Origin of the sequence: Kitasatospora sp. NPDC048194 (assembly GCF_043202455.1) — a bacterium.
Lineage (GTDB): Bacteria > Actinomycetota > Actinomycetes > Streptomycetales > Streptomycetaceae > Kitasatospora.
Map to the genome: position 1 here is coordinate 14038 of NZ_JBIDAK010000012.1, position 17860 is coordinate 31897.

Annotated in this window: 19 protein-coding genes; 8 read left to right on the top strand and 11 right to left on the bottom strand. The window is 73.4% G+C overall.

Annotated features, from left to right (window positions below; translation table 11 throughout):
* Positions 1–44: 44 nt before the first annotated feature.
* The 3 genes from ACGF07_RS16755 to ACGF07_RS16765 all read right to left on the bottom strand — a co-directional run bounded on the left by ACGF07_RS16755 (position 45) and on the right by ACGF07_RS16765 (position 3675).
* Complete coding sequence (locus ACGF07_RS16755) at positions 45–1325, bottom strand: hypothetical protein (RefSeq protein WP_392899357.1); 1281 nt, start codon at positions 1323–1325, stop codon at positions 45–47.
* A 177-nt stretch (positions 1326–1502) separates the two neighbouring features.
* Entirely contained in the window at positions 1503–3179 is a 1677-nt protein-coding gene (locus tag ACGF07_RS16760) for an RICIN domain-containing protein (protein WP_392899360.1), read from the bottom strand.
* 256 nt (positions 3180–3435) lie between these two features.
* The gene (locus ACGF07_RS16765) at positions 3436–3675 is read right to left on the bottom strand and encodes a chaplin (protein WP_392899362.1); all 240 of its coding nucleotides are present in this window, start codon (positions 3673–3675) and stop codon (positions 3436–3438) included.
* A 569-nt stretch (positions 3676–4244) separates the two neighbouring features.
* Between ACGF07_RS16765 and ACGF07_RS16770 the strand changes: the two genes are divergently transcribed.
* The 3 genes from ACGF07_RS16770 to ACGF07_RS16780 all read left to right on the top strand — a co-directional run bounded on the left by ACGF07_RS16770 (position 4245) and on the right by ACGF07_RS16780 (position 5370).
* A complete protein-coding gene (locus ACGF07_RS16770; protein WP_392899364.1) occupies positions 4245–4487 on the top strand; it encodes a chaplin in 243 nt (80 codons plus the stop codon).
* A gap of 110 nt (positions 4488–4597) precedes the next feature.
* Positions 4598–4870: a chaplin gene (locus ACGF07_RS16775; protein ID WP_350750107.1), complete on the top strand. Its 273-nt coding sequence runs from the start codon at positions 4598–4600 to the stop codon at positions 4868–4870.
* A gap of 119 nt (positions 4871–4989) precedes the next feature.
* A complete protein-coding gene (locus ACGF07_RS16780) occupies positions 4990–5370 on the top strand; it encodes a hypothetical protein (protein ID WP_392899367.1) in 381 nt (126 codons plus the stop codon).
* Positions 5371–5449: 79 nt separating this feature from the next.
* Here ACGF07_RS16780 and ACGF07_RS16785 read toward each other — a convergent pair whose 3' ends face one another.
* Positions 5450–6166, bottom strand: a complete 717-nt coding sequence (locus tag ACGF07_RS16785; protein ID WP_350750111.1) for a hypothetical protein — start codon at positions 6164–6166, stop codon at positions 5450–5452.
* A gap of 314 nt (positions 6167–6480) precedes the next feature.
* Between ACGF07_RS16785 and ACGF07_RS16790 the strand changes: the two genes are divergently transcribed.
* The 3 genes from ACGF07_RS16790 to ACGF07_RS16800 all read left to right on the top strand — a co-directional run bounded on the left by ACGF07_RS16790 (position 6481) and on the right by ACGF07_RS16800 (position 7737).
* Entirely contained in the window at positions 6481–6825 is a 345-nt protein-coding gene (locus tag ACGF07_RS16790; RefSeq protein WP_350750113.1) for a rodlet layer protein, read from the top strand.
* Between the two features lie 86 nt (positions 6826–6911).
* Positions 6912–7256, top strand: a complete 345-nt coding sequence (locus tag ACGF07_RS16795) for a rodlet layer protein (RefSeq protein WP_350750115.1) — start codon at positions 6912–6914, stop codon at positions 7254–7256.
* A 214-nt stretch (positions 7257–7470) separates the two neighbouring features.
* Complete coding sequence (locus ACGF07_RS16800; protein WP_350750116.1) at positions 7471–7737, top strand: hypothetical protein; 267 nt, start codon at positions 7471–7473, stop codon at positions 7735–7737.
* 65 nt (positions 7738–7802) lie between these two features.
* On the opposite strand, the gene hemB is transcribed toward ACGF07_RS16800, so the two are convergent.
* The 7 genes from hemB to ACGF07_RS16835 all read right to left on the bottom strand — a co-directional run bounded on the left by hemB (position 7803) and on the right by ACGF07_RS16835 (position 15109).
* Entirely contained in the window at positions 7803–8783 is a 981-nt protein-coding gene (gene hemB, locus ACGF07_RS16805) for a porphobilinogen synthase (RefSeq protein ID WP_350750401.1), read from the bottom strand.
* A gap of 70 nt (positions 8784–8853) precedes the next feature.
* Positions 8854–10500: a uroporphyrinogen-III synthase gene (locus ACGF07_RS16810; protein WP_392899371.1), complete on the bottom strand. Its 1647-nt coding sequence runs from the start codon at positions 10498–10500 to the stop codon at positions 8854–8856.
* Complete coding sequence (gene hemC / locus ACGF07_RS16815) at positions 10497–11504, bottom strand: hydroxymethylbilane synthase (RefSeq protein WP_392899374.1); 1008 nt, start codon at positions 11502–11504, stop codon at positions 10497–10499. Before hemC ends, ACGF07_RS16810 begins: the two co-directional genes overlap by 4 nt.
* 41 nt (positions 11505–11545) lie before the next feature.
* Complete coding sequence (locus ACGF07_RS16820) at positions 11546–12886, bottom strand: glutamyl-tRNA reductase (RefSeq protein WP_350747570.1); 1341 nt, start codon at positions 12884–12886, stop codon at positions 11546–11548.
* A 25-nt stretch (positions 12887–12911) separates the two neighbouring features.
* Positions 12912–13808 (bottom strand): redox-sensing transcriptional repressor Rex, encoded by an 897-nt coding sequence (locus tag ACGF07_RS16825; protein ID WP_392899637.1) that lies wholly within the window; start codon positions 13806–13808, stop codon positions 12912–12914.
* Between the two features lie 107 nt (positions 13809–13915).
* Positions 13916–14662, bottom strand: a complete 747-nt coding sequence (locus tag ACGF07_RS16830) for an exonuclease domain-containing protein (protein ID WP_392899378.1) — start codon at positions 14660–14662, stop codon at positions 13916–13918.
* Positions 14663–14833: 171 nt separating this feature from the next.
* Positions 14834–15109 (bottom strand): glutaredoxin family protein, encoded by a 276-nt coding sequence (locus tag ACGF07_RS16835; RefSeq protein ID WP_392899380.1) that lies wholly within the window; start codon positions 15107–15109, stop codon positions 14834–14836.
* A gap of 175 nt (positions 15110–15284) precedes the next feature.
* Here ACGF07_RS16835 and ACGF07_RS16840 point away from each other — a divergent pair, with 175 nt between their 5' ends.
* Both ACGF07_RS16840 and ACGF07_RS16845 read left to right on the top strand, forming a co-directional pair.
* Positions 15285–16364, top strand: a complete 1080-nt coding sequence (locus ACGF07_RS16840; protein ID WP_350747579.1) for an HAD-IB family hydrolase — start codon at positions 15285–15287, stop codon at positions 16362–16364.
* Positions 16365–17026: 662 nt separating this feature from the next.
* Complete coding sequence (locus tag ACGF07_RS16845; protein ID WP_392899640.1) at positions 17027–17734, top strand: ECF subfamily RNA polymerase sigma factor, BldN family; 708 nt, start codon at positions 17027–17029, stop codon at positions 17732–17734.
* Positions 17735–17860: the final 126 nt, after the last annotated feature.

The window sequence follows — 17860 nt, forward strand, 5'->3', positions numbered from 1 at the left end:
CGGCCCGTCTGCTCGTGGATGATCCCGTTGCCAACCACCGGGGGCTACGGGATGCCCAACTCGAACAGCGCATACCCCGCGTACCAGCCCGCCGCGACGGCCGGCATCGCGAACAGCCCGATCAGCGAGGACGTCCGCACCCGCCGCAGCGCCACCGCCAGGCCGATGAACAGCGGGAAGGCCGGCAGCAGGTAGCGCGAGATGTTGCCGAAGATCTGGTTGCTGCTCAGCGCCAGGAAGACGGTCATCGCCGTGTACACCCACAGCACCAGCGGCGGGCGCGCCCGCCACAGCAGCACCAGCAGGCCCGGCAGGGCGATCAGCAGGGCGATGGCGATCAGGTCCGGGACGGGATTGGACTGCCAGAAGGACCAGTGGCCGGTGATCACGTCCAGGACGGTGCGGACGGTGGAGGCGCCGAAGTCGAAGTAGCGGTTCCAGGCGCCGCGCTGGAGCTTGAAGTAGCCGCCCCAGTCACCCATCCGCCAACCGACCCAGGCGACGTAGCCGACCAGGCCCCACGGGGTGATCAGCATGGCGGTCAGCGGGCGCGCCACCCCGTCGGTACGGCGGACCAACGCGACCAGCGCGGCGATCGAGACGGCGGCGATCAGTGCCGCGGCGGTCGGCCGGTTCAGCCCGGCGACCAGCGCGAGCAGACCGGCGGCCGGCCAGCGGCGGGTCATCACGCAGTAGCAGGCCCAGGCCGACAGCGCGACGAACAGCGAGTCCGAGTAGACCGCCCATTCCACGCCCGACCCCGGGAACAGGCCCCAGACCACCGCGGCGATCACACCGGCCCGGAAGCCGCCCAGCAGCTCCGCGATCGCGAAGATCCCGGCCGCGGCGACCAGCGAGGCGGCCACCGAGACCACGATCCCGCAACCGTACGGGCCGAGCCCGGTGACCGCGCCGACCAGCCGCATCAGCCAGGGGTAGAGCGGGAAGAAGGCGGACGAGTTCTCGTAGTAGGTGGCCAGCGGGAAGCCGTGCAGCGGGATCAGCTTCGGGTCGTAACCGTTCTCGGCGATCCGCTGGTACCAGACGCCGTCCCAGGTGCCCAGCACGTCCCACGCGTGGACGCCGCCGCCGCGGCCGGTCTGCTTCCGCAGGTAGTCGCCGGTGTGCTCCAGCAGCATCAGGAAGACGGCCAGGCCGATCGCCTTGACCAGCGCGTACGCGCCCAGCGCGGGGGCGAAGCGGTCCACCAGGCCGCGCAGCCGGCCCGGCGCGGAACCCGTCCGCCCCTCGGACCGCTCCGCCGCCGGCGCCACCGGCGCCCCGGATCCGGCGCTGGACGACGCCGTGCTCGATGCCGTGCTCATGTGCTCTGTGGACTCCCCGCCACGCTCGAGGGTGCGCGCAGCTCCGGCGCAACGATTTTCCCGTGAGCCTACGACACGCCCCCTCAGCCGCCCCCTTCCCCCGCCGCCGGGTCGCGCCCGGGAACGGATCCGCCGCCGCCCCGGAGGGAGCGGCGGCGGACGGGGGCCGCGGCCCGGTCAGCCGTGGACGTAGACGATGCCGAGCTTGGTGAGTTGCCAGAGCTGGGCGGGGGCACCGGTCGCCTGGGCGAGTTGGACGTACGGGTTGCCCTTGGCGTCGAGTGCGGTACTGGCGGCGAGGACCTTGGTGGGGTCGGCGGAGTCGGCGATCTGGTAGGTGCCGTTGCCGGCCGGCTTGAAGATCCAGTGCTGGTTGGCGCCGCCGTTGCAGCCCCACTGCTGGATGCGGGTGCCGGGCGCGGTGGCGGCGGCGTCGGCGTCCAGGCACATGTCGCGGTTGCCGCTGAAGTCCAGCTCGTAGCTGCCGCCGGGCTTGGCCTCCAGGACGAACGACTGGTTCAGCCCGCCGGCCGCCGGGTAGCTGATGGCGGGCCGGCCGTTGCTGGAGTCGCCGTAGGTGCCGCCGCCGCTGAGGTCGAGGACGTTGCCGGTGGCCGCGTTGGTGAGCTGGTACCAGGAGCCGTCCTCCGGGGCGTCCCCGAAGGGCTTGCCGGGGCTGAGCGGCTGGATCGACGTGGTGTTCTGCTGGTTGAGGGTGCAGTACGCCTGGGCGAGGTCGGGGCGGGCGAAGAACTGCCCGAGGCAGACGCCCTCACCGCGGTAGCCGGCCACCCGCAGGTGGTACGACTGGCGGACCATGTTCATGCACAGCCCGGGGATGCCGATCTGCGAGTCGCAGCCGTTGCGCGCCCACTCGGAGAGGTTGATGACGTCCCCGTTGGTGTACTCGTACGGCGAGCTGGTCCACTCCGCGCACACCTCGTGGCCGAAGGCGACCCGACGCTGGTCCAGGTACCGCACGCCGGGCACCTGTTCGGCCGCGCCGCGCAGCATGTCGCTGAAGGTCGGCACCACGAAGTTGTGGCCCCAGGCGAGGTCCTCCGGGAAGGCCGGACAGCCGTCGGCGATCTTGCCCAGGTAGTCGTTGCGCCGGATGTCCGGGGTGATCGGGTCGAAGTACGACTGGTAGACCAGCTGGTACGAGGAGTCGGCGTAGCCGGCCCTGCGCATGGTCTGCCGGATGTTCTGCAGCGCGGCCACGACCTTGGGCTGGACCCGCTGGGCCCGCCGGCGGATCTCGTCGCTGCCGATGGTGTCCCGGCAGCCCTGGTCCTTGGGGATCGGGAAGTACTGCGCCAGGCAGTGCATCATGATGCCGCTGAAGTCGAAGTCGTCGTTGGCGCCGATCGTGACGACGACCATCTTGACGTCGTACTTGCCCGCGACGTCGGCGAGTTTGACGTCCTGTTTGGGCTCGCCGTAGTCGCCGCTGCCCGAGCCGGTCACCTTGGCCAGCTCGGGGTCGCTGACCAGGTCGCCGGTCTGGGCGCCGGAGCAGGCGAGGTCGATCGGGGTGACCCCGGGGATGTCGGTGACGAAGATCTCCGACTTGGGGTGCCGGTGGCAGTAGTCGGTCGGGCTGTCGGTCTCGGGGAAGTAGCCGTCGTTGGTGTCGGTACCGGCGCCCTCCCCGGAGATGGCGCTGTCGCCGAGGGCGACGATCGCGGCCGGGCGGGTGGCGTCGGACGGCTGGGTCGGGGCGGTGTCGGCGAGGGCGGCGGGGGCGCCGGCCAGGCCGAGGGCGGCGGCGAGGACACCGGTGGCGAGCAGCGCCGCGGACCGGGAGGCGCCCGTTCGCGTCCGCCGCGCCGCTGAGGTGCGGAACCTGATCACACACGACTCCTTGCGGGGGGGGGTGGGGGACCGCCCGGGCGGTGGCGCCGAGCGGCGCGGAGCAAGGGACGAGCAGGAAAGGTGAGCAGGTCTCACATTCTAGGTACTGACAAGTAGTGCAACAAGGCTTGTGACAGCACCGCCGCCCCCGGAGGTGACGCGGCGGCAGTTCTCCGGACACGAAGAGAGCCGCCGCTCCGCGCCCCAGGAGGGAAGCGCGGAACGGCGGCTCTCACCGGCCGAACCGGGAACGGACTCAGCCCGCGTTGACGCAGTGGTTGCCGAACGCCGGGTTCAGCAGACCGATGATGTTGACGGTGTTGCCGCAGACGTTGACCGGGATGTGAATCGGCACCTGGATCTGGTTGCCCGAGACGACACCCGGGGAACCGGCGGCGACACCCTCGGCGCCGGCGCTGGCCATCGCGGTACCGGCACCGGCGGCCACGATGCCCGCCACGGCCGCGCCGACGGCAGCGGTCTTCTTGATGCTCATGCGAGCCTCCTGACTGTTCAACAGAGATGCACGGGGAGTGCGACATCTAGAACGAGACCCGTCCGGAGCGGTTGCGACGGTGCGCGCACTGTCACCCGTCCGGCCCAACGGGGCCCGCAGCACCGGCATTCGGGTGATCAGGGGGCCGGACCGTTTCCCCCCGCGCGCTGCCTCGTTCTCCCTCACGGAAGACGATCCACCCGGCCCTGCTCCTGAAACGAGTACCGCCCATGCGCAACTCGCCCACGGCCTCGTCGGCACCGAGGCCCCCGGCAAGTCGGTCGACGTGGCGGGCCCCCCAGAACCCGGCGTTCGGCGACACCACCTGAACGCCTGACCGGGAATTCCTGGTCGCGCCTTCGTCCGAACCTCTCCCGGCCGTGCGGGAATCGTTCGCCAGGCGCTGGAAAAACGCGGCGGCTGCGTCGACGCCCGAGCCATGGGCGGAACACGCCGGTGTGCGCCGTCGGAGTGACAATCACGGCGATCCCTGAAGTCATCGGGCCAGTATTCGTGCTCGCCCGGCACCCGACACGCCTTTCCGTCGGGCAGAAATCTCGAGGAGAATCATGCGCAACTTCAAGAAGGCCGCGGTCCTGTCGCTGGCCGCCACCGGCCTGGTGCTCGGTGCCGCCGGCGGCGCGTTCGCCAGCGCGGGCGCCGAGGGTGTGGCCGCCGGCTCTCCCGGCGTGCTCTCCGGCAACCAGCTCCAGGTGCCGATCCACATCCCGATCAACCTGTGCGGCAACACCATCGACATCATCGGCCTGCTGAACCCGGCGTTCGGCAACACCTGCGCCAACGTCGGCTGAACCCGGCGGTCGCCGCACCGGCGACAGCTGATTCACCGAGCCCGTGCCGCGCCCCGCAGTACCGGGGCGCGGCACGCTCCACCCGTGTGTGATCGAGGAGATCAACCCCCATGCAGAACGTGAAGAAGGCCGCCGTCCTCTCCGCCGCCGCTGCCGGCCTGGTGCTGGGCGCGGCGGGCTCCGCCGCCGCGAGCGCGGGCGCCGAGGGCGTGGCCGCCGGCTCCCCCGGTGTCATCTCCGGCAACCAGATCCAGGTGCCGATCCACATCCCGCTCAACCTGTGCGGCAACTCCGTCGACGTGATCGGCGCCCTGAACCCGGCATTCGGCAACAGCTGCGCGAACGTCGAGATGCACCCGAAGCACTCGGACGACGACTGCTGATCCCCGGTCGGCACGTGTTCCGGCCGAACTGCCCCCCGACCAGCCGGCCGGGGGGCAGTTCGGCATCTCCGGGCGGCTTCCGGCCGTCCGGGAAACCGATCCACCGAAGGGTGATCCGCATGGTTTCGATGAAGAGCGGCGCGGGTCTGGCCGCCGCCGTGGGTGCCGCGGTGCTGCTCGGCGCCGGTTCGGCGCAGGCCGCGCCTGCGGCGGGGCAGGCCCCCTCGGGCGGCCCGGCCACGCTGGCCAGGACCGACGTCGGGCAGGCGTTGAGCGGGACGACGGCCGGCCTCGGCTACGGCGTGGCGCCGATCAAGAGCCTGCGCCTGGACCCGTGGGCCAACTCCTCGGCCGACGTGCTCAACAACGGCGCGACCGTCCAGCCGGACCAGGGCCTGGCCCCGGTGGGCACCGGCACGCTGACCGGTCCGCTGAGCGCGGGCGGCGGCATCAAGGACCTCCCGCTGGCCGGCGGCCTGACCGGGATCCTGCCGGGCTGACCCGGCCCGGGCACGACGGAGCCCGGCACCCCTCTCACCGACGGGGTGCCGGGCTCCGCCGCGTCCGGAGCCGTTCGGCTCAGAGCCGGGTCAGGTCGGCCAGCCCGGCCACGCCGCTCTGCCGCACCACGCCGGTGGCGGCGGAGGTGGCGGTGCCGGTCAGGTCCGTCTGCTGGAGCACGCCGGTGGTGGTCGCGGTGGCGGTGTCGGCCAGGTCGTTCACCTCGTCGGTGACGGAGAGCCGGCTCTCGTCGCCACCGAGGCTGGCGGTGGCCCCGGGGACGGCCTGCACGGCGCCGGGCACCAGGCGCGGGTCCACCTCGCCCACCTTGAGCCGGCCGTCGGCCAGCTGGCCGGTGCCGTCCTGGACCAGCGCCAGCGGCTTGCCGACGTCCAGGCCGGGGGTCTTGGCCTGCAGCGGCGCGGCCGGGGCCTCCAGGAGCACCTCGCCGAGGTCGGCGCTCTGGTCGACCAGCGGCAGCGGCAGCTGGGCCTTGGCGCTCGGCCCGACCTTGCCGGTGCCGAGCTGGGGCACCAGGTGGGCCGGGATCAGCCCGTTGTCGGTGGTCCGGCCGGGCACGGGCGGCATCACCAGCGAGGTCGGGATGCCGGCCTGGAGGTGGCTGCCCAGCGGAGTGAGCGGCACGTCCGCGGGGACCTGCTGGGTGGCCAGCTTGTCCTCCAGGGCTCCGACCTGGTCGGGGCTGACCGGGGCGGCCGAGGCCGCTCCCTGGGACGCGAGCATGCCCGCACCGACCGCCAGCAGCATCGCGCCGGCCCGCTTGGAGAACTTCATGCTTTTCACCGTTCTGCCTGTCCGTACTGGAGACGTACTGGAGATCTATGAGGGAGGGCTGCGGAGGGCGCAGCCGGAAAGCAATCTGTCTCAACGAGTGACCGTGAGTTCGGATTGCGGGCGTTAACCGGTTCGGCCTAATAATGCGACCGGAAACCACTCCCGGACGCGCCTCACGGACTCTTTTCAAAAATCCCCGTAACCTTCCGTGCCGTCATTCTTTGATCTGGACGTCAGTGACTGCAGACCGGGTCTGAGCGTTCTACGCGTTGCTACGCACGGAAACCGAAAGCATTTCAGAGAGGGATCTCCCCATGATCCAGAAGTCCTTCGCCGCCGCCGGCCTGGCCGTCGCCGCGCTGGCCGGTGCCGCCGCGCCCGCCTCGGCCATCGGGGACGCGGACGGCGCCGCAGCCTCGATCGAGGGCAACGGCGGCTCCAACTTCACCGGGACGGTCGGGAACAACAGCCCGAACTTCCACTTCCTGGACAACGCGAACGTCTGCCTCCCCGAGATCCACAACATCGCGGTCGCGGTGCTCGGTGTGGCCGTCCCGGTCGAGGTCCCGATCGCCAACAGCGGTGGCAAGCAGTACTGCACCCAGGGCATGGGCACCCAGAGCCACGGCGACGCGGGCGTGTCCCACCTGGTCGGCTGACCGCTTCCCGCACAGCCCCCCGCACCACCACCCCCTGAACCACCCTCGAATCGCTCCCCGATTCACCCTTGAGAGGAAAACCGGAAATGATCAAGAAGTCCCTCGCCGCCGCCGGTCTGGCCGCCGCCGCCATCGCGATGTCCGCCGGCTCGGCTTCCGCCATCGCCGACTCGGACGGCGCCGCCACCTCCGTCCAGGGCAACGGCGGCACCAACCAGACCGGCACCCACGGCAACGCCAGCCCGAACTTCCACACCCTGGACAACGCGAACATCTGCCTGCCGGAGATCCACAACATCGCCGTCGCCGTCATCGGCGTCGCGGTTCCGGTCGAGGTGCCGGTCCTGAACAGCACCCCGAAGCAGATCTGCAACGTCGGCCAGAACACCCAGTCCGCGGGCGACGCGGGTGTCTCGCACCTGATCGGCTGATCGAGGGGCACGGCACGGACGGAGGGCCCGGGGAGGAAGGTCTCCCCGGGCCCTCCGGGCTTGTGGGCCGAGGACTCCGGCCGGGCCGACGTCCGGCCGGGTGACCATCCGGCCGGTCCGGCGCGTGGGGCGCCGGAACGGGCGGAGAACACGATGTGATCACCAGTCAGAGGACGAGCGCCCGCAGGGGCGCTCCCACAGAGAGGGCAGATCCATGAAGAGCAAGCTGACCAAGGCCGCCCTGACCGCCGCCGCCGCGCTGGCGCTCGCGGGTGCCGCCACCCCGGCGTTCGCGCACGTCGGCCTGGAGGGCGGCGGCGGCATCGTCGCCTCGGCCGACCAGCCGTTCCTGGCCGGCGGCGGCTTCGGCGTCGCCCACACCTCCGACGTCATCGCCGGCGGTTTCGGCGGCGGCGCCGCCACGGCCACCGACCTGGTCGGCGGCGGCGAGGGCTTCGCGCACATCAAGGGCTGGAAGTAGCGGAACCCGGAAGGCCGGGCCCCCTCCCAGGGGGCCCGGCCTTCCGTTCCGTCCGGAAGCGCGCACTAGCTGAGCATCCGGGCGGCCTCGACCGCCCAGTAGGTGAGGATCTGCTCGGCGCCGGCCCGGCGGATCGAGGTGAGCGTCTCCAGGATGGTGCGCTCCCGCTCGATCCAGCCGTTGGCGGCGGCGGCCTCCACCATCGAGTACTCGCCGGAGATCTGGTACGCGGCCACCGGCACCGGCGACGCGTCGGCGACCCGCCGGACGATGTCCAGGTACAGCATTGCCGGCTTGACCATCACCAGGTCCGCGCCCTCGGCGAGGTCCAGCTCCAGCTCGCGCAGGGCCTCGCGGGCGTTCGCCGGGTCCTGCTGGTAGGACTTGCGGTCGCCCTTGAGCGAGGAGTTGACCGCCTCGCGGAACGGCCCGTACAGCGCGGACGCGTACTTGGCCGTGTAAGCGAGGATGCCGACGCCCTGGTGGCCCGCCTCGTCCAACGCCCGCCGGATGACGCCGATCTGACCGTCCATCATCCCGGAGGGGCCGACCAGGTGGACACCGGCCTCGGCCTGGACCACGGCCATCTCGGCGTAGCGGGCCAGGGTCGCGTCGTTGTCCACGCTGCCGTCCTCGGCCAGCACGCCGCAGTGGCCGTGGTCGGTGAACTCGTCCAGGCAGAGGTCCGACATGACGATCAGCTGGTCGCCGACCTCCGCCACCACGTCCCGGATGGCCTGCTGGAGGATCCCGTCCGGGTTGGTGCCCTCGGAACCGACGGCGTCCTTCACCTCGGGCAGGCCGAACAGCATGATGCCGCCCACCCCGGCCTCGGCGGCCTCCACCGCGGCCTTCCGCAGCGAGTCCCGGGTGTGCTGGACGACGCCGGGCATGGCGGCGATCGGCTTCGGCTCGGTGATGCCCTCGCTGACGAAGGCGGGCAGGATCAGCTCCGCCGGGTGCAGCCGGGTCTCGGCGACCAGCCGGCGCATCGCCGGACTCTGGCGGAGCCGGCGGGGGCGAACGTACGGGAATTCAGCGGACACGGCTTCTCTCTCCGAACGGTTGTGCCGTGCCGGGAGCGGTACCACCGCCCCCGGCACGCTGAAGGGGCCCTCAGCGGGCCTTGCGGCGCGAGCCGGGACGGCGCTCGCTGGGCCGGTAGACCGGCTCGCCCGCGGCCGTCGCGGCGTCGCGGCGCTTGGCCCCGAAGTCTGCCAGCGCCTGGGCCAGCGCGGCCGCCGACGGCGCCGGGGCCATCACGTCGACCCGCAGGCCGTGCTCCTCGGCGGTCTTGGCGGTCGCCGGGCCGATGCAGGCGATGACCGTGACGTTGTGCGGCTTGCCCGCGATGCCGACCAGGTTCCGGACGGTGGAGGACGAGGTGAACAGCACCGCGTCGAAGCCGCCGCCCTTGATCGCCTCGCGGGTCTCGGCCGGCGGCGGCGAGGCGCGCACCGTCCGGTACGCCGTCACGTCGTCGACCTCCCAGCCGAGCTCGACCAGGCCGGCCACCAGGGTCTCGGTGGCGATGTCGGCGCGCGGCAGCAGCACCCGGTCGATCGGGTCGAAGACCGGGTCGTACGGCGGCCAGTCCTCCAGCAGCCCGGCCGCGGACTGTTCGCCGGACGGCACCAGGTCCGGCTTCACGCCGAAGTCGACCAGGGCCTGCGCGGTGGTCTCGCCGACCGCCGCCACCTTGATCCCGGCGAACGCCCGGGCGTCCAGGCCGTACTCCTCGAACTTCTCCCGCACGGCCCGGACGGCGTTCACCGAGGTGAAGGCGATCCACTCGTAGCGGCCGGTGACCAGGCCCTTGATGGCCCGCTCCATCTGCTGCGGGGTGCGCGGCGGCTCGACCGCGATGGTCGGCACCTCCTGCGGCACCGCGCCGTACGAGCGCAGCTGCTCGGACAGGCCGTGGGCCTGCTCCTTGGTGCGCGGCACGAGGACGTTCCAGCCGAACAGCGGCTTGGTCTCGAACCACGAGTGCGAGGCTCGGTGGGCGACCTGCTCGCCCACCACGGCTATCACCGAGGTCGCCGGGTCCACCGGGGCGGAGACCGGCGAGGGCAGCACCCGGGCGGCCTTCAGGTCGGCCGCGATGGCGGACAGCGTGGAGGTGAAGGTGCGCTGGCGGGTGGTGGTGCCGGAGAGGGTGGCGCTCAGCGCCGACTCCGGCTTGCGGCCGTTGGACACCAGTGCGTTGGCGGTGGCCGGCAGCTGGCCCAGCGTGGTGCGGACCACCAGGGTGGTCTCCGGGGCGCCCAGGTCGACCGGGGCGCCGGACAGCAGCTGGGCGCCGTCCACGAAGCGGACGTCGGTACCGGCCGCGCCGCGCAGCGGGACGCCCGCGTAGGCCGGCACGCCGACCGACTGGGCGACGCCGGGGACCACCTCGAAGGGGACGCCCTCGTCCGCGCAGCTGAGCATCTCCTCGGCGGCGCAGCCGTCCAGGCCCGGGTCCCCGTCGACGGTGCGGACGACGTGCTTGCCGGAGCGGACGGCCTCCGCCACCAGCTTGGCCAGGTCGAAGTCGGGGCCCTCGGCCGCCGGGGTGTGCACCTGCACACCGGCCGGGCAGTGGGTGCGCACGGCGGCCGCGGTCAGCGGGTCGGCGACCAGGATGTCGGCCGAGGACAGCACCTCGACCGCGCGCAGGGTCAGCAGGCCCGGGTCCCCGGGGCCCGCGCCCAGGAACGTGCACCGTCCGGCGGGCTGGCCGGCCGGGAACAGGGCGTCGGTGGCGGCGGTGGGGCTCATCGGGCTCGCTCCCCCATCAGGGTGGCCGCGCCCGCGTCGAGCAGCCGGGCGGCCAGGGCGTGGCCGAGGGCCCGCGCCTGCTGCTCGGCGGTCTCGTCGAGGACGATCGGACCGTTGGCGGACATCTTCAGCAGGGCGGTGCCGTCGGGATCGCCGACCACGCCGTCCAGCCGCAGTTCGTGCTCCCCGCCCCAGGTGGCCAGCGCGGCCACCGGGGCCGAGCAACCGGCCTCCAGGGCGGCCAGCAGGGCGCGCTCGGCGGCCACGGCGACCCGGGTGGGGGCGTGGTCCAGCGCGGCGAGCGCGGCGATCAGCCCGGCGTCGGCGGCGGCGCACTCGATCGCGAGCGCGCCCTGGCCCGGGGCCGGGATCATCAGCTCGGGGTCGAGGTGCTGGGATATCTCGGCGCTGCGGCCGAGGCGGTTGAGGCCGGCGGTGGCCAGCACGACCGCGTCCAGCTCGCCACCGGTCACGTAACCGATCCGGGTGTCCACGTTGCCGCGGATGGCTACCGTCTCCAGCTCGGCGCCGCGGGCGAGCGCCCAGGCGTTCAGCTGGGCCATCCGGCGCGGCGAGCCGGTGCCGATCCGGGCCGGGCGGCCGGCCCCGGCCAGCTTCTCCACCAGCTCGTCCAGGTTCAGGCCCTCGGCCGCGACCAGGGCGTCCCGGACGTCCTCGCGCTCGGGGACGGCGGCCAGCACCAGGCCCTCGGGGGCGGCGGTGGGCAGGTCCTTGAGCGAGTGCACGGCGAAGTCGATCCGGCCCTCCAGCAGCGCGTCCCGCAGCGCGGAGACGAACACGCCGGTGCCGCCGATCTGCGCGAGCGCCTCCCGGGAGGTGTCGCCGTACGTGGTGATCTCGACCAGCTCGACGCGGCGCCCGGTGAGCCTGGTCACCTCGCGGGCGACCATGCCCGACTGGGCCATGGCGAGCGCGCTGCGCCGGGTGCCGAGCCGCAGCGCGGTGGCTCCCGGGGCCTGCTCGGTGAGCGGTTGACCATTCATGAGGTGATCGTCCCGGTGGTACTCGTGGGATGGCTGACGGTTCATCTGGTGCCCTCGCCGGAGGGCTGGGGCCGGCCGCTGACGGGCGTGCCCGACACGGCGTGCACGGCCGCCGGGTCGAGGTCGAACAGCTCGCGCAGGGCGTCCGCGTAGGAGGCGCCGCCCGGTTCGGCGGCCAGCTGCTTGACCCGGACGGTCGGGGCGTGCAGCAGCTTGTCGACGACGCGGCGGACGGTCTGGGTGATCTCCGCGCGGGAGCGCTCGTCCAGCTCGGGCAGCCGGGAGTCCAGTCGGCCCAGCTCGGCGGCGACCACGTCGGAGGCCATCGCGCGCAGGGCGACCACGGTCGGCGCGATCCGGGCGGCCCGCTGGGCGGCGCCGAAGGCGGCCACCTCGTCGGCGACGATCCGGGTGACCTGGTCGACGTCGCCGGCGCCGGGGCTGGCGGCGTGCGCGTGGGAGAGGCTCTCCAGGTCGACCAGCAGGGCGCCGTCCAGCCCGTGCACCGCGTGGTCGACGTCGCGCGGCATGGCGAGGTCGAGCAGGGCGAGCGGGGTGCCGGCGGTGCGGGCCGCGACGGCGGCGGCCACGTCCTCGGCCCTGATCACCACGCCGGCCGCGCCGGTGCAGGAGATCACCAGGTCGACGTCGGCGAGCGCCTGCGGCACCTTGGCGAGGTCGAGGGTGCGGGCCACGTCCGGGCCGAGGATCTCGACCAGGCGCTCGGCCCGGGCCGGGGTCCGGTTGGCGATCAGCAGGTCGGTGACGCCGGAGCGGACCAGGGTGGCGGCGGCCAGCGAGCTCATCGAGCCGGCACCGACCACCAGCGCGCGCTTGCCGGCGATCTCGCCCGCACCCGCCGCGACCTGCTCCAGGCCGAAGGTGACCAGCGACTGGCCGGCCTTGTCGATGCCGGTCTCGCTGTGCGCCCGCTTGCCGACCCGCAGGGCCTGCTGGAACAGCTCGTTCAGGCCGCGCCCGGCGGTGTGCTCGTCCTGGGCCCTGGCCAGCGCGTCGCGCAGCTGGCCGAGGATCTGGCCCTCGCCGACGACCATCGAGTCCAGGCCGCAGGCCACCGAGAACAGGTGGTGGACGGCGCGGTCCTCGTAGTGGACGTACAGGTGGGAGGTCAGCTCCTCCAGGTCCACCCCGCTGTGGTGGGCCAGCAGCAGCGACAGCTCGGCGACGCCGGCGTGGAACTTGTCCACGTCCGCGTACAGCTCGATCCGGTTGCAGGTGTTGAGCAGCGCGGCCTCGGCGACGGTCGCGGAGGCGGCGGCGTCGTGCAGCAGCCGGGTCGGCACCTCACCGGTCAGTGCGGCGCGCTCCAGCACGCCGACCGGTGCCGTCCGGTGGCTCAGTCCGACGACGAGAAGACTCATGCCCGCCCCCCACAGCTCTCCGTGTTCATGCGGGCATCACCGCGGACAGCTCGCCCTCGCCGCCCTTGGCGGCCTTGCCCTTGGCCTGCTCGCCCTCGTCCTTGGTCGCCGGGTCGGCGGTGCCGCGGCCCTTGCCGCTGCCGCCGGCGGCCGCGCGGCGCAGCTTGGCGGCCGCCGCGCGGACCGGGCCGGGGGCGCGGTCCAGCACCGACTCGGTGTGGTCGGGCTCCTCCCCGGCCTTGCGCTGCTCGTGGAAGGCGAGGATCTGCAGTTCGATGGAGAGGTCCACCTTGCGCACGTCCACACCGTCCGGGACGGTCAGCACGGTCGGGGCGAAGTTGAGGATGCTGGTAACGCCTGCCTCGACCAGCCGGTCGCAAACCTGCTGGGCGGCGCCGGGCGGGGTGGTGATCACGCCGATGGAGACCTGCTGGCTCTCGACGATCGACTCCAGCTCGTCCATGTGGCGCACGGGCAGTCCGGCCGCGGTGGAACCGACCACGTGGGGATCGGCGTCCAACAGGGCGGCGACCCGGAAGCCGCGGGAGGCGAAGCCGCCGTAGTTGGCGAGCGCGTGGCCGAGGTTCCCGATGCCCACGATGACGACCGGCCAGTCCTGGGTCAGGCCGAGCTCGCGGGAGATCTGGTAGACGAGGTACTCGACGTCGTAGCCGACGCCGCGGGTGCCGTAGGAGCCGAGGTAGGAGAAGTCCTTGCGCAGCTTGGCCGAGTTCACGCCGGCCGCGGCGGCCAGCTCCTCGGAGGAGACGGTCGGCACCGAACGCTCGGAGAGCGCGGTGAGGGCCCGCAGGTAGAGGGGCAGGCGGGCGACGGTCGCCTCCGGGATGCCCCGGGCACGCGAGGGTCGGCGCGCGGCGCCCTGGTCGGGCGTCTGCGAACTGCTCTGTGGTGATCGGCCGATTGCCACGGTGCTCCTGTGGGTGAAGCTGGGCTTTGGCAGCCAGGCTATGCGTTTGTGAACGTGTGCACAAAGATGGTGTCCGATTTGTCCCCGCACAGTGACACGCATCACGCCGACGAGCCCATAGCACCGGCCCGGGTCAGCACGACTTCCGGGGCCTGGGGGCCGGGCAGCCAGGGCCCGTACGGGGCCTCCCGGCGCAGCAGCGGCACCGCCGCACCGGACGGGCGGGAGCGGGCGCGGCCCAGCCGCGGCCAGGGCACCCGGGCGGCCTCGCGCAGCGGCGCGGCCCAGTCCTCCGGCGGGCAGGACGGTGCGCCCAGGCAGTGCCGCAGCAGCTCGGCCGTCACCCGGGCGTCGCCCAGCGCGGTGTGCGCCGGGTACCAGCCCAGGCCGGCCGCCTCCACGCAGGCCGCCAGGCCGTGGCTGCGGGCCTGCGGCAGGTGCTCGCGGGCCAGCCGCATGGTGCACAGCAGCGGGACGGGCGGCAGCGGCACGCCGATCCGGGCGAACTCGCGGTCGAGGAAGGCGTGGTCGCAGCTGACGTGGTGGCCGACCAGCACCCGGCCGGCCAGCAGCTCCAGCAGCCGCGGGGCGATCTCCCGAAACCTCGGGGCGCCCTCGACGTCGGTCTGGCGTATCCGGTGCACGTGGGTCGGGCCGACCGGGCCCAGCGGGTCCAGCAGGGTCGCGAACTCGCCCTCGGCGCGGAGCCCGTCGTCCAGCAGCACGACGGCGACCTCGACCACCCGGTGCCGCCACGGGCTGCGGCCGGTCGCCTCCACGTCCACCACGGCGAAGCCCCGGGCGCCCGGGGGCGCTTCGGGCGTCCCTGGGGTCGGGCGGGGAAGCATGGCGGCACTCCTCGTGTGCTCAGCCCCCCGCGGGCGCAAACGCGTTCGATCGTAAGCCGACCGCGGCGCCCCGCCCCGCCCGGAACGGGGTGTCTTCGGCAACGATTCGGCGAACCACCCCCGCCGGTCGGCGGGGGCGGTGGGGCGGCGCCGCTCCCCGGGGGCGGCCGCTCAGGCGCCCAGGGCGGCGCGCAGGCGGCGCTCGTCGACCCGCCAGAAGTCGTGCTGGCGGCCGTCGACCAGGGTCACCGGGATCTGCTCCCAGTAGCGCCGGTACAGCTCCTCGTCCTGGGTGATGTCCTTCTCCTCGAAGGTCGCGCCGAGCTCCGCGGCAACCCGGACGATCACCTCCCGGGCCTCGTCGCACAGGTGGCAGCCGGGCTTGCCGACCAGGGTCACGGTACGGTCCGCGGGCTCGGGGGTCCTACGTCGCAGCAGTGGGCTCACCGGCCCATTGTGCGCCGCCGCTGCCGGGCGGCGGCCCGGGGGGCGGGCAGGGGCGACGGGTCGGGGCGGGACGACGTCGTGGGACGGACCGGGGGGCCGGCCGGGGGCAGCTGTTCACCGGGTGGGCACGGCTCCGTCACGGCCGCTCCGTGCCCGGCTGGCTATGCTCATTGGCATGGCCGTGCTCCGAAGGCTCACCCAGGCGAGACGCTCCAGCACCGAGCGGAGCGCACCCACGGGCCGGGCCGTGGCCGAGGCGGGCGAAGCCGCGGCGGAGGCCGCCGAGGCCGCGCTGCGCGCCGAGCCGCAGCGCCTCGCCGGCGAAGCCCCGACCGGCGCCGACACCCCGGTGGCCGACGAAACCCCCGCGGCCGGCGAAGCCCCGGCGGCCGATGCCTCCTCGCCGCGGACCGGGACCGCGGGCAAGCCCGGGAAGGCGCCCAAGGCGCCGGTCGCGAACCACACCCCCGAGCCGGACGACCCCCGCGCCGCGGCCTTCTTCGACTGCGACAACACCATCCTGCGCGGCGCGGCGATCTTCTACCTCGGCGTCGGCCTCTACCGCCGCGGCTTCCTCACCCGCCGCGACATCGCCCGCTTCGCCTGGCAGCAGGCCCTGTTCCGGCTGCACGGCACCGAGGACCCGGACCACATCTCGGACGCCCGCAACACCGCCCTCGGGATCGTCGCCGGCAAGCCCACCGCCGATCTGGAGGCGATCTGCGAGGAGATCTTCGAGCAGGTCGTGGCCGACAAGATCTGGCCCGGCACCCGCGCCCTGGTCCAGATGCACCTGGACGCCGGCCAGCGGGTCTGGCTGGTCACCGCCGCCCCGCTGGAGGTGGCCCGGATCATCGCCCGCCGCCTCGGTATGACCGGCGCGCTCGGCACCGTCGCCGAGGCCCTGGACGGCGCCTACACCGGCCGACTGGTCGGCGACCTGCTGCACGGTCCCGCCAAGGCCGCGGCCGTGCGGGCGCTGGCCCGGCGCGAGCGGCTCGACCTCGACCGCTGCGCCGCGTACAGCGACTCGGCCAACGACATCCCGATGCTCTCGCTCGTCGGCCACCCGTACGTGGTGAACCCGGACGGCGCGCTGCGGCGGCACGCCCGGGCGCAGGGTTGGCGGGTGCGGGACTTCCGGACCGGGCGCAAGGCGGCCCGGGTGGGGCTGCCGGCGGCGGGTGCGCTCGGGGTGGCGGCCGGCGCGACGGCGGCCGGGGTGGCGCTGCGGCGCCGGCGCCGGCGCGCCTGAACTCCCCCTCCGCGCGGCCCTCGCCGCCCTTCGCCACCCCTCCCCCGGGCGGGTGAGGGGGCGTCAACCAGGCCCCTGACCTGGCCCCTCGTACGAGCGAACTCCCCTGCTCCCCAGGGCCGTCCAGGCCCGCTGCAAGAACCTGTTACCCCGTGACCGGTTCTGATCGTTCGCCAGACCGGGAAAGTCGGGGGTTGCCGAGCCCCATGGCTGGGAAACCGCCCGCCGGACCACCGAATTGGTCACCCTGAGCGCCCGAACGGTCACGTTGAGCCGGATGAACGATGACACCTCCGGTCAGTGTCAGCCGAATATGCGCAACAAATGGATCCCAAACGACCACTTCGACCACACGGTGTAGCTGTCATTGCACAAAGCGTTATTCTCTCCTGGATGCGCGTCACCCACGCGTTCCGCTCGAACGGACGCCAGGGGCGCGCTCTCCGCGCAGGCGGAGGTGATCCGTCCACAGTTCTGCCTCTGGGAGTCCCGTGTACCCACCCGTCCGGAACGACGCGCCTGCACCCTCCCGCCCGTCGTCCGCGCCCCTGCGCCCCCGCACCGGCCTCCGCGGCCGGCCGACCGCCGAGCGGCAGATCTCGAACGGCCTGGACCTGCTGCGCAACCTGCTCCGCAGCCAGCTCGCCGCCTCGCCCCAACTCGTGCCCGCCGGAGTCCCGTTCGGTCACCAGCACGGCCCGGGGTCGGCGCTGCGCACCACCGCCGCCGGGTCGACCGGGACCGGCTCGCGCGGCCGCACCGGCAGCACCGGCGTCGGCCGCGGCCGCACCCGCACGGCGCCCGCACCCGGGTACGAGACCGAGCACAACCCCGTCATGGAGCTGGTCGAGCGGGCCCAGGCCGGCGAGAGCGAGGCCTTCGGCCGGCTCTACGACCACTACGCGGACACCGTCTACCGCTACATCTACTACCGGGTGGGCAGCCGGGCCACGGCCGAGGACCTCACGAGCGAGACGTTCCTGCGCGCCCTGCGGCGGATCGGCACCTTCACCTGGCAGGGCCGGGACTTCGGCGCCTGGCTGGTCACCATCGCCCGCAACCTCGTCGCCGACCACTTCAAGTCCAGCCGGTTCCGGCTGGAGGTCACCACCGGCGAGATGCTCGACTCCAACGAGTGCGAGCGCAGCCCGGAGGAGTCGGTGCTGGAGTCGCTCTCCAACGCCGCCCTGCTGGACGCGGTGCGCCGGCTCAACCCGCAGCAGCAGGAGTGCGTCACCCTGCGCTTCCTGCAGGGCCTCTCGGTGGCCGAGACCGCGCGGATCATGGGCAAGAACGAGGGCGCGATCAAGACCCTCCAGTACCGCGCCGTGCGCACCCTGGCCCGGCTGCTCCCGCCCGACGCGCGGTGAGCCCGCGGTGAGCGCGGGCGCGATAGCCCGGGGGCGGCCCGACCGCCCGTCACCGTGCGCGTCCGATCGACACGTCCGGGTGAACGGTCGGTCCGATGATCAGCCGTGCGTAACCGACCGCCCGCA